The sequence below is a fragment of the Bowmanella yangjiangensis genome (assembly GCF_017255015.1).
Classification (GTDB): Bacteria; Pseudomonadota; Gammaproteobacteria; order Enterobacterales; family Alteromonadaceae; genus Bowmanella; species Bowmanella yangjiangensis.
Genome location: NZ_JAFKCS010000859.1, coordinates 1 through 299 on the forward strand (window position 1 = coordinate 1; position 299 = coordinate 299).

Consider the following 299-nt stretch of genomic DNA (forward strand, 5'->3'; position numbering starts at 1 on the left):
TTGGGGGTAAGACATGAAGATGCCAGAAAAACATGACCTGTTGGCCGCCATTCTCGCGGCAAAGGAACAAGGCATCGGGGCAATCCTTGCGTTTGCAATGGCGTACCTTCGCGGCAGATATAATGGCGGTGCGTTTACAAAAACAGTAATCGACGCAACGATGTGCGCCATTATCGCCTAGTTCATTCGTGACCTTCTCGACTTCGCCGGACTAAGTAGCAATCTCGCTTATATAACGAGCGTGTTTATCGGCTACATCGGTACTGACTCGATTGGTTCGCTTATCAAACGCTTCGCTG

The 299-nt window shown here is 49.8% G+C and carries 1 pseudogene; it reads left to right on the forward strand.

The features are described 5' to 3' along the window. Window positions 1-19: 19 nt before the first annotated feature. Window positions 20-299 (forward strand): annotated as a pseudogene (locus tag J0A65_RS27615) (phage holin, lambda family); the annotation flags it as partial.